The following is an 11,710-nucleotide window of genomic DNA, read 5'->3' as shown; positions in this document are numbered from 1 at the left end:
GAGCCCTCAGCAGTGGATAAACCTTCAGCAGAAGAAACTCCATCAGTTGACGATGATTTATCGTCAGAATTAAGCGATCCAGATGACATCGACGCGTTAATGGACTCTATGGCGGCAGCACCAGCAGCGGAAGAGTCCTCAGCAGAAGAAATTCCATCAGTTGACGATGATTTATCATCAGAACTGAGCGATCCTGATGATATTGACGCGCTAATGGATTCTATGGCGGCAGCACCAGCAGCGGAAAAGCCCTCAGCAGAAGAAATTCCATCAGTTGACGATGATTTATCATCAGAACTGAGCGATCCTGATGATATCGATGCATTAATGGATTCTATGGCGGCACCTACTGCATCCGAAAATAACCCACTGGTTGAAGCAGAACCGACAAATGACACTATACCGACTGTTGAAGATGAACAGCCAAATGAAAGTGAACATAGCTCGCCAACCGAAGGTGATAACAAAGCGTTAATTGATAACCTGCCAGAGGAATATGTTGAATCGTTTTTAGCTGTTGATTTAAGTGATTTAGCGGAGTCGAACGTTGAAGAGCCTGAGCCCATTGTTAATCAAGAACAAGCTTCTGATGATATTGATATTGATGCCCTTTTAGCGGAAGAACAAAAAATTTCACCCCAAGAACAAGAAGGTAGGGTTGAAGAAGATTTAGATATTGACGATTTGCTCGCGGAAGTTGCACAAGAAAGCGGTGCGTTAACTGATGATAAACCGCTTGAAATTGGCGATGATATTGAATCAGCAAACACAGAAGATATCACTGATGGCTTATCGGATGAACTTCAAGCGGATTTAAACGCAGAATTTGACGAATCAACGTTGTCTGAATTATTAAACGACGAACAATCAAGGAATGAAGCCGTTGAAATTACGCCTGACTTTACAGATAGTAATGTATTAGCCGATTTATTGGCTGATGATAATGAAAATACACAGGTTGAAAAAGTTGAAGCGAAAGAGTTAGAAGACATTGAAGAACTCGATAATTTAGATTTTGACGAGCTTTTAGCAAACATTGAAGAAGAGCCTGCAGAATCAAGTTCTGAAAGCTTTGACGTTTCTGCTGAACAACAAGTTGAAGAAGAAGAGACACCGAGTGACTTTTCTCAAAATACAGAAAGTCAAAATAAAGATTTCATTTCTGTTGATGAATTAATCTCTGAAACCTTATCAGAAGGCTCAGATGATGAAGAACCTTATGATAAAACAAATATTGATGTTGGCTTAGGTGAGTTTCCAGAGTTTACTCGCGATATCAACCAAATTGATGTTGATGAAGATGATGACAGTGGCGTGACTGCTAAATTAGACTTGGCAAAAGTATATATTGAAATTGGTGATAATGATAATGCTGAAGTCATTTTACAAGACGTGGTTAAACTAGGTGATGCTGATCAGCAATTTGAAGCTCAGCAACTATTAGATGGTTTAAAGTAACTAATTTATCAACGTAATTGAATACACCCGTTAGTTTTACATTGAGAATGTCGTTTCCATAGCGCGATTTATTCGCAAAGCATCAAAAAATAGTGGATAATTCGCCGCGATTTTTAATATATATTGCGGTTTATGAAGTATGCGATTTGCACTTGGTATTGAATATGATGGTAGCCAATATTGTGGTTGGCAACGTCAAAATAATGTGGTCAGCGTACAAGAAACGTTAGAAAATGCGTTATCTAAAATAGCGAATGAACCGATTAGTGTGGTTTGTGCGGGTCGAACAGACACAGGGGTAAGTGCGACCAATCAAGTAGTGCATTTTGATACGGTTAACTTTCGCAAAGAAGTGGCTTGGACTCTTGGGGTTAATACACATTTACCAAAAGATATTGCGGTAACTTGGGTCAAAGCTGTCGACGAAACTTTCCATGCTAGATTTGGCGCAACTTCTCGTCGGTATCGTTACATTATCTATAATAACCCTTTGAGACCTGCAATTTTTTCCAGGGGCTTAACGTTTAACCATAATCCCCTCAATGAAGCACTGATGCATCAAGCTGCTCAGTTTCTTGTCGGGGAACACGATTTTACTAGTTTTAGAACGGTACATTGTCAAGCACCTAGCGCAATAAGAACAATCGAGCACTGTAAGGTTACTAGGCAAGAAAATTATCTGTGTATTGATGTTAAAGGTAATGCATTTTTACATCATATGATCAGAAATATCGCTGGTAGCTTAATGCGAGTTGGTCAAGGTCAAGAAGAAGTGGAATGGATAGCAGAGGTACTGGCGGCTAAAAACAGATGTCTTGCTGGTGTGACAGCACCAGCAAATGGTTTATACTTTGTTGATGTGACGTACCCAGAAAAATATCAACTACCAAGTAGTCCTTTAGGACCAATATTTTTTAATTAACCATAATATACAGGGCAGACCAGTTTTTTATATTCAAACCACCTTATGTTATGTTCTAATTACGGGTTAAATGCCGTTGTGGCGATTGACTGTATAACTGTTTATTATATAAACAAAATTCAAGCATTGATGAAAGTGAAATTATGAGCTGGATTGAAAAGATTCTCCCAAAAGCAAAAACCTCTCAAAAGCGTAATATACCTGAAGGGGTTTGGGAAAAATGTACATCATGTAACGCGATGTTGTATAAAGCTGAACTAGAACGTGTTTTATCTGTATGCCCTAAATGTGATCACCACATGCGAATTTCAGCGCGTAAGAGAATAGAGCATTTTCTTGATGTAGGTGAACGCGTTGAACTTGGTGCTGATCTAGAGCCTCAAGATAAATTAAAATTTAAAGATTCAAAGAAATATAAAGACAGGTTGGCTGCTGCTCAAAAATCCACCGGCGAAAAAGATGCCTTAGTTGTTATGCATGGTGAACTTCATGGTTTACCCATTGTAGCTGCGGCTTTTGAGTTTTCATTTTTAGGCGGTTCTATGGCATCAGTTGTAGGTGCAAGGTTTGTTAAAGCGGCTGAATATTGTTTAGAGCATGAAGTACCACTAGTTTGTTTTTCTGCAAGTGGTGGAGCACGTATGCAAGAAGCATTATTTTCGTTAATGCAAATGGCTAAAACTAGCGCTGCGCTTGCTAAAATGAAAGAAAAAGGCTTACCTTATATTTCAGTGTTAACAGATCCTACTATGGGTGGTGTATCAGCGAGTTTAGCAATGTTAGGTGATATCAATGTTGCCGAGCCAAAAGCATTAATTGGTTTTGCTGGTCCACGTGTTATCGAACAAACGGTTCGTGAAAAATTACCAGAAGGATTTCAGCGTAGTGAGTTTTTACTGGAGAAAGGCGCCATTGATATGATTGTTAATCGTCGGGACATGCGCGATACGCTAGCAAGAGTATTAGCTAAGTTTACTAACCAAGAGTTACGAGCCAGTTAGTTTATCTATGAAGAGTATTGATACAAGCCACTCAAATCGTTCATTCGATGAGTGGCTTTCTTATATTGAACGTATTCATGCCACTGAAATTGATATGGGGTTAACTCGTATTAGCAACGTTGCTAATCGCTTAGGGTTAAACTTTGAACGTTCCATTGTTATCACGGTGGCAGGTACAAACGGTAAAGGCACTACGTGTGCATTTATTGAAAATGCTTTACTTGCAAACAATGATAGCGTTGCTGTGTACTCTTCACCGCATATTCATCGCTTTAATGAACGTTTACGCATAGATAAACAAGACATCGATGATAACTCACTTGTTAATGCTTTTGAGCAAATAGAGTTTCTACGTGGTGATATATCATTAACCTATTATGAATACACAACGTTAGCAGCACTAACTGTTTTAAACACAGCAAAGCCGCAGTATATTATTTTAGAAGTCGGCTTAGGTGGTCGGTTAGACGCAACTAACATTATCGACGCTGATATAGCCGTAATTACAACTGTTGATTTAGATCATCAAGCGTTTTTAGGGAATGATAGAGAGTCAATTGGTTTTGAAAAAGCAGGTATTATGCGTACTGAAAAACCGGTTGTCATTGGGGACAGTAATCCACCTAGCAGTGTCATTAAACATGCAGATACTTTAAGCAGTATACAATATTGCCGCAATAAAGAATTTTTTGTGATTGAAGACAACACCAGTTGGCAATGGCATGATCAAGATTCATCACTTAACAACCTCCCTCAAGGATTTATTCCTAAAGATAACATTGCTACTGCACTACAGGTGCTAAAGCTGTTAGATTACCCTTTATCGCAAGCAAAGGTTACCGCGCTTATTAATGAAACCAAAGTGTCTGGTAGAACCGAACTTATTCAGTGTGATGGTGATATTCTACTGGATGTAGGTCACAACCCATTAGCTGCGAGATATTTAGCAGAAGTGGTAAGCAAATATCATTGTGAAAACGTGTATGCGGTTATTGGCATGTTGTCGGATAAAGATATTAGCAGTACGATCACCCCCTTATTACCCCATATAAAAACGTGGTTTGTTTCAGGGCTTGGCGACGTACCACGTGGGGCAAGTAAAGAGTATTTAGCGTCATATTTTACCGAGCAAAATATTTTAACTTTTGACAACGTCATTGACGGCTTTAAAATGGCTAGGTCAACAGCCAATAATCGAGATTTAATTTTAGTTTTTGGTTCGTTTTATACCGTCGCAAAAGTAAAAACATTGCTAGATAGGAGTTAATTTGTCTACACCTTTTCAAAATAGATTGGTTGGTACTATTATCGTTGCCGCCGTTGCTATTATTTTTTTACCCGATTTACTCGACGGTGAAAAACAAACCTATCAGGAAGAGTTTGAAAATATACCAACAGCGCCAAAAGTTGATTTTAAGCCTAAGAGTTTAACCATTGATGAAGATAAAATAGCGAAATTACCTAAAGAAGAATTAACGGATGAAGTAGCCTTAGACGACAATAATCAAGACAAAACGCCTGTTGAACAAGATATTAATAATAAGCTTGAAACAGCTGTTGGCGATAATAGTAATCAGCCCGTTTCTTCTGGTTCAAAAGTCACCGCTTTGCCTGAAAAAATAACTAACGAGCAAGCCTGGGTGATCCAATTGGGTAGTTTTCGCCATAAAAAAAATGTAGCGGACCTAACGCGTAAATTAAAAAAAGCGGGCTACACTGTCTTCACTAAGCCGATAAACACAAAAAGTGGCACATTAACAAAAGTATTTATTGGTCCTGAATTAGTTAAGTCTAGCTTAGAGAAAAAACTTCCGGCACTTAAAGAGTTAACGAAAGTGCAAGGAAAAATTGCCAAATTTCAGCCAACAAAATAATAAAATATTAGCGATCTTAGTGCGTGTTCTGGTAGAATGCGCGCCTCTAATCGATGAGACACGTAATTTATGGTTTGGGTAGACTATGCCATTTTGGCAGTCATAGGTATTTCAACACTGATCAGCCTTATCAGAGGTTTTGTTAAAGAAGCTATCTCGCTTGTTGTTTGGATCAGTGCCTTCTTTATTGCCAGTACTTTCTACTTAAAACTAGCGACGCTATTAACTAACATTTCTGATCAACTCCTTCGTAATGGCGCTGCCATTGCTATTTTATTTATTTCTACGCTAATCATAGGCGCCATTGTTAATTATGTTATCGGGCAACTGGTAACGAAAACAGGGCTATCAGGAACAGATCGCGTATTAGGGTTGGTTTTTGGTGCGCTAAGAGGCGCATTAGTGAGTAGCGCCATATTATTTTTTATGGATGCATTTACGCCTGCACCTTCAAGCGAATGGTGGCAGAATTCTTTATTGATACCTGAATTTTCATTAATTATTGAATGGTTTTTTGAATACCTCAAACAATCATCCAGTTTTTTACAGCAAGTTTAAAACATCGGGGTAAACTACATGTGTGGTATAGTTGGCATTGTTGGTAATACATCGGTTGGGCAATCTTTATATGATGGCTTAACAGTTCTTCAGCATCGTGGCCAGGACGCTGCAGGTATCGTGACTATTCACGATAACACCTTTAGACTCAGAAAAGCGAATGGCTTGGTGAAAGATGTTTTTCACACGCGTCATATGTTAAGACTTCAAGGTAATATTGGCATTGGCCATATTCGTTACCCAACTGCAGGCACGTCTAGTTCATCTGAAGCGCAACCATTTTATGCAAATTCACCATTCGGTATTTCACTTGCACATAATGGTAATTTAACCAATGCGCAAGAATTAAAAGATTGGTTATTTAAAGAAGCACGTCGTCATGTAAATACTACTTCTGACTCAGAGCTTTTGTTAAATATTCTTGGCCATGAATTACAACATATTGGTGGTTTAGATTTAACGCCTGATGATATTTTTACTGCGGTTGCTAATGTACATAAACGTGTTCGTGGTGCTTATGCAAGTGTTGCTGTGATCATTGGCCATGGCATGGTTGCTTTTCGTGATCCTAATGGTATTCGTCCTTTGGTGTTTGGTAAACGAGACACTGAGAAAGGCACAGAGTATATGATCGCTTCTGAATCGGTTGCATTAGATGCAAGCGATTTTGAGTTTGTCAGAGACGTTGCGCCCGGCGAAGCTATTTTCTTTACCGAAGATGGTCAATTACATAGTAAACAATGTGCTGAAAATCCAAGCTTTAATCCATGTATTTTTGAGTATGTTTATTTTGCACGCCCTGATTCAACCATGGATAAAATTTCCGTTTATGGTTCACGCGTTGAAATGGGTACAAAACTTGGTGCTAAGGTTGCAAAAGAGTGGGCTGATGAAGATATAGATGTTGTTATTCCAATTCCTGAAACATCTTGTGATACCGCACTGCAAATAGCACAAACATTGAACTTACCGTACAGACAAGGTTTTGTTAAAAATCGCTATATTGGTAGAACGTTCATCATGCCAGGGCAAGAACAACGTAAAAAATCAGTACGTCGTAAGCTAAATGCTATAGGGGCAGAGTTTGAAGGGAAAAATGTTTTATTAGTTGATGACTCAATTGTACGTGGTACCACCTCTGAGCAAATTATTGAAATGGCACGCGCAGCGGGTGCTAAAAAAGTTTACTTTGCTTCAGCAGCTCCTGAAATACGTTTTCCAAATGTTTATGGTATTGATATGCCGAGTGCTAATGAATTAATTGCTCACGGTAGAGAGTTGGAAGACATTTGTCAGCTAATAGGTGCTGATAAATTGATTTTCCAATCGATTGAAGATTTAGAAGAAGCTGTTCGTACTGCTAATCCTGATATTAAAAAGTTTGAAACATCAGTATTCAATGGTCAGTACATTACCAAAGATATTGATCAAGATTATTTAGAAAGACTCGACGCATTAAGAAATAACGAAGTAAAAGAAACGTCAGATAAAAATGCCGATTCAATTATTGATATGCATAATGAAGGCTCTGAATAATATCAACTTATAGAAAAATAAAGGCACCATTAGGTGCCTTTATTTTTACAAAGCTAGTGAATATTATCGAATATATTCAGTACTAAACCCCATACCAAACATAATAGCACTAATCGCCATTAACGCGACAAGTAGTACTAAGCCACAAGTGACTACTGAGCTTGAATAAATGAAGCCACTCTCTTCAGGTATGTTCATCATAATTGGCGTCCCTGAATAGAGTAAATAAATCGAATAAGCCAGTGCAGCAAGACCCGAAAGTGTGACAAACCACAGTACAGGGTATAAGGCTGTTAATCCTACCATTAACAAAGGAGTAACAGTGTATGACGCTAGTTCTAATGACTGTGAAAAGTCAGGAGAGGCTTTAAACGTGATAGCCATCCATTGGATCAAATAGGCGAGTGCAAAAACACCGACAATAATTCCAAAGTACATGGCAACTGACATCGCTAAAGCGCTTGATTCTGCAATTTTAATGACAGGGCCTGCACCAATAGACCAACCAATATGTGCTGTTGCAAAATAACTGCATATAGCTGGTATCAATGCGATTGTTAGTATATGCACAACACTGTACATGTAACTTTCATGGCGTTTTTCAATTGTGCGCCATTCTTCTTTTGGATGAGCATAAAGCCCCCATATATGATTTAATATCATGTTATATCCTCTTACTCAGTCCCCAAAATCGCCTTTTGCGGTTGTTGTTATTGTTATCCGCTAGCGTGTGTTCAACGTTATTATTTTTATAGTTGATATGTTATTTATGGAAGATGTTGAAGATATAGTCAAGAACAGAGTGAATTTTATACTAAAATCGTAGCAAATCATTTTTCATTATAATTAAAATAGATAAGAGAAATGTGATCAAAGAGGTGGAACTTAGCTGACTTTTATTCGGACAATATTCATTATTTCCATCTCAAATCCAGCAATAGTCTCAGTTGCAGGGTAATAGGTAACATTGACTTTTTGACCTGATAAGCACCTATACTGCTTTTTGCGTTTATATTTAAATGGCACATCGATATTTTCAAGCATAATGGTGTTAAGGATCCAATCATCTTCTTCCCTTTGCACATGTGAGATAACTTTTAATGACTCGCTGTGGATCAATTGTTTATGATTTTCGAGTAATTTATTAATTGCTTTTTTGGCCATGGCATCAATGTTTCATTTAAACGGTATGATAAGTATCTCACGCTTTATTCTATTTATATACTTTTGCTCAAGCAAAACCTTGTGAGACTTAAATATTAGGGTCTGTTGATCTTTCGAGAGTAAATTTTGTTCGAACTAAACGCGAAAGATCAACAGGCCCTCATTGATAAAGCTATTTGGCCAACCTCACGCGACTTAAGCGCTCAACAGAATTTTTGTAACTCGAGTGTGCATTCTACTCTATATTCACTCTGATGACCTTGCTAGTGCTGCTTTGATGAATTAATAAATCACCTTGTTTGGTTTTTCGCATATGCCTTACAATTCCTGCATATACATTACCTGAAGGGATAGCCCAGCTTTGAAATGTCTCACTTTTGGGATCAAACCTCACTAATGCATCTGGTCTCATGCCTGACTCGTTATACCAAACGATATTATCAATCACGGCTATGGCATATGGGTGAGATTGACTGCCACTAGGAGAAGGCCACTCTTTAATATCTCCAGTGTCAGGATTGTAACGGCCTAATCGCCCCTGAGATGAATTAACATACCAAATCATACCGTCAGCTGCGATATCAAGCCTACGCACTCTAGTCGCTTTATTAGGTAAGATAATATCGGTTAATTGCATCGTTTTTGGATCAACGTTAACTAAGCAGTTTCTACCGTTACAGGCTACCCATGGAGTGCCTTCATCATCAATTTTAATCCCATAAGGTTTAGATTTAGGAGCGTTCATCGTTACCAGTTTTATTTCGCCTGATTCTGGATTTAATCTACCTATCATATTGCTATGCTGAAGGGTAAACCAAAGTATGCCTTTATCATCGAAGATTGCACTGTGAGGATCTTTAGCTTGTTTGTCCGGCATCGGGAATTCAGTAATTTCACCTGTTTTTATATCAAGCTTACCCATGGTGCCATTTTTATTTCCTGTATACCAAATGTTGCCGAAGTTATCAGTGGTTACTGTATGTGGCATAGCATTATCAGGCAGGGGATATTCTTTCACTTTGCCGCTGTCAGGATCAATACGGCCAATAAGGTTTGCACGTTGACCTGCCCACCAAATATCACCATTTTCTGCTTCTATCGGATCACGAGAACGTTGTCCAAGGGTTGGCGTATGCCATGTGGTAAAACTAATTTCGGTATCACCTGATGTTAAGTTAGGTGTTCGTTTATCATTGGGTGGATAATTTTTGGCTAAGTAACTAACAATTTTTTCTTTAATAGTAGGGCTGTTAGAAAAGTCGATCATGGTGTGAATTAACGCTTGCCAACCATCGGCGTTATACCCTGAACTTCGCGTGATCATATTGGTGCGGTGACAAGCTGTACAATATTGTGTAATTAAGGCTTTACCTTCGGGCTGTTTAGGGTCATCGATGAGTTTATTATTGTTAGGTTGACTAGTGGCTGTAAACGAAAATACACTAACGACTATTAAAAGTAGATAAAACATAATGTTAGGCGATGACATGTGCATTCCTTTTATGACTCGTTGATTAATTTAGCTTGTGTGGTCTTTAACGGTAGTTCACCTTTCGCTGACTGTAAACATAAAGTTATTGCCTGAATTTTTAAGGGCGGCCTCTTAATTTGCGCGTAAAAAATAATTGAATGAAAGTTAATTAATGATCAATAAGTTATTGTCAATTAGGTTGCGAATATTGTCTTTATATACTCTTCCTATTGGCAGTGATATGTTATCAAGCTTTATTTCATTTGCACTGACAAGTGTAATCGCGTGATGAGCAACTATGTATGATCTATGTATTCGGCTGAAGCTTTTTTTTGGTAACAGTTGATCAAAGTCCGAAATTTTCATTTGGCTTAAAATGTGACGATTCTTTAAATTAACAGACGTGTAATTACCTTCCGCTTTTATATAAATAATATCGCTAAGTGCGACTTTATGGTTTTTTTTCTCGTCTTTAATAAAGATGCTTTGCTCAATATATTCGTCAATGTTGGTGGCTCTTGTTTGTCTAACTGAACCTATCGCTGGTTGCGAAGTGAGTGTTGATTCTGTAGTCATATTGTTCATGACTTTCTGAAGAGATTTAAAAAAACGTTCAAAATTAAACGGTTTAAGTAAATAATCAGCAATTGTATATTCGTAGCTTTCTACGGCGTGTTCTCTATGAGCAGAAATAATGATAATTTGCGGTGGGTATGTTAATGTTTTCAAAAACTCAAAGCCGTTGAGTTTTGGCATGTTAATATCTAAAAATATCAAATCAATTTGATGTGTTGTTAACAAAGGCAAAGCAGACATAGCACTATGACAATTACCTATCAAGTTCATATAGTCGATATCTTCAGCGAAGCTTTCTATGAGTGTATGAGCGATTGGCTCATCATCAATTATCAAGTAATTTATTTGCATCATAATTGTCTTATTGTATCTTAACTAGGCTAAATTGATCGTCACATTGGCTATATATTGGTTACCTTCAATATAGCGAGTATACGAATGTTTATTCGGAAACAGTAACGCTAAACGACGTGATAAATTTTCTGTACCAAGACCACCAGAGCGGCGAATCGCTTTATTTTTATCACACGTTATTTTGTCGAAATTATTTTCTATATTGAACATGATTGTTGTTTTAGTGGTTGTTAATGAGAAATGAATATATTGACTTTCTAGTTGGCTATCAACACCATGTTTAAAGGCATTTTCTAATAAATTAATAAAAAGCAAAGGTGGAATTCTTTGTTGTTTATCTTCTATTTTTTGTTCAAATTTGATATCAATTTTGTGTTTGTAGCGAATAATATTAAGCTCAATAAAATTTTCTAAATAGTCAACTTCGTCTGCTAAGGTTACTGTATTTTTTCGTCCTTCATAAATCGTAAAACGCATCATTTGTGAAAGTTTATAAATCACTTCTTGAGTCAGCTCTGACTTTTCTGTCGCTAAGCCATATAAGTTATTTAACGTATTAAAAAAGAAATGCGGGTTTATTTGGCTCTTTAGCAAATTAAGTTCAGATTTTAGGGTTTCTTCATGTAAATGAGCAATGTGCTGTCGTTGTTTATTTCGATCATGTAACAGATAAACTAAAGGGATCATTAATGAAAAGGTAAGAAACATCAGTAATATATCTCTATTGCCCAAACTGTAAATAGCATATAGCGTAAGAGAATATAAGAGTATAAAAAGAACTGTTTTAAACCAAGAA

At 37.5% G+C, this 11,710-nt stretch carries 12 protein-coding genes; 7 read left to right on the top strand and 5 right to left on the bottom strand.

Going from position 1 to position 11,710, the window contains the following annotated elements; translation table 11 throughout:
- From BI291_RS14400 to purF, 7 genes are all read left to right on the top strand, one after another.
- The coding region (locus tag BI291_RS14400) for a FimV/HubP family polar landmark protein (protein ID WP_217693838.1) at positions 1-1,458 on the top strand (1,458 nt) is incomplete at its 5' end.
- Between the two features lie 139 nt (positions 1,459-1,597).
- Positions 1,598-2,380: a tRNA pseudouridine(38-40) synthase TruA gene (gene truA / locus BI291_RS14395; RefSeq protein WP_074499466.1), complete on the top strand. Its 783-nt coding sequence runs from the start codon at positions 1,598-1,600 to the stop codon at positions 2,378-2,380.
- A gap of 143 nt (positions 2,381-2,523) precedes the next feature.
- The gene (gene accD / locus BI291_RS14390; RefSeq protein WP_074499465.1) at positions 2,524-3,381 is read left to right on the top strand and encodes an acetyl-CoA carboxylase, carboxyltransferase subunit beta; all 858 of its coding nucleotides are present in this window, start codon (positions 2,524-2,526) and stop codon (positions 3,379-3,381) included.
- Positions 3,382-3,388: 7 nt separating this feature from the next.
- Complete coding sequence (gene folC, locus BI291_RS14385) at positions 3,389-4,648, top strand: bifunctional tetrahydrofolate synthase/dihydrofolate synthase (RefSeq protein WP_074499464.1); 1,260 nt, start codon at positions 3,389-3,391, stop codon at positions 4,646-4,648.
- Between the two features lies 1 nt (position 4,649).
- Entirely contained in the window at positions 4,650-5,255 is a 606-nt protein-coding gene (locus BI291_RS14380) for an SPOR domain-containing protein (RefSeq protein ID WP_074499463.1), read from the top strand.
- 69 nt (positions 5,256-5,324) lie between these two features.
- Positions 5,325-5,813 (top strand): CvpA family protein, encoded by a 489-nt coding sequence (locus BI291_RS14375; RefSeq protein ID WP_074499462.1) that lies wholly within the window; start codon positions 5,325-5,327, stop codon positions 5,811-5,813.
- 18 nt (positions 5,814-5,831) lie between these two features.
- Positions 5,832-7,349 (top strand): amidophosphoribosyltransferase, encoded by a 1,518-nt coding sequence (gene purF / locus BI291_RS14370; protein WP_074499461.1) that lies wholly within the window; start codon positions 5,832-5,834, stop codon positions 7,347-7,349.
- A gap of 63 nt (positions 7,350-7,412) precedes the next feature.
- On the opposite strand, the gene BI291_RS14365 is transcribed toward purF, so the two are convergent.
- From BI291_RS14365 to BI291_RS14345, 5 genes are all read right to left on the bottom strand, one after another.
- Entirely contained in the window at positions 7,413-8,012 is a 600-nt protein-coding gene (locus BI291_RS14365; protein ID WP_074499460.1) for a Yip1 family protein, read from the bottom strand.
- A gap of 222 nt (positions 8,013-8,234) precedes the next feature.
- Positions 8,235-8,513, bottom strand: a complete 279-nt coding sequence (locus tag BI291_RS14360; protein ID WP_074499459.1) for a hypothetical protein — start codon at positions 8,511-8,513, stop codon at positions 8,235-8,237.
- 235 nt (positions 8,514-8,748) lie between these two features.
- A complete protein-coding gene (locus BI291_RS14355; protein ID WP_217693837.1) occupies positions 8,749-10,002 on the bottom strand; it encodes a cytochrome C in 1,254 nt (417 codons plus the stop codon).
- A gap of 147 nt (positions 10,003-10,149) precedes the next feature.
- Complete coding sequence (locus tag BI291_RS14350) at positions 10,150-10,914, bottom strand: LytTR family DNA-binding domain-containing protein (protein WP_083602076.1); 765 nt, start codon at positions 10,912-10,914, stop codon at positions 10,150-10,152.
- Between the two features lie 21 nt (positions 10,915-10,935).
- Entirely contained in the window at positions 10,936-11,622 is a 687-nt protein-coding gene (locus BI291_RS14345; RefSeq protein ID WP_074499458.1) for a sensor histidine kinase, read from the bottom strand.
- Positions 11,623-11,710: the final 88 nt, after the last annotated feature.

Source organism: Thalassotalea sp. PP2-459, assembly GCF_001913705.1.
Lineage (GTDB): Bacteria > Pseudomonadota > Gammaproteobacteria > Enterobacterales > Alteromonadaceae > Thalassotalea_C > Thalassotalea_C hakodatensis.
Note: the sequence above shows the minus strand (reverse complement) of the source record. Positions and strands in the feature narration are given on the sequence as shown.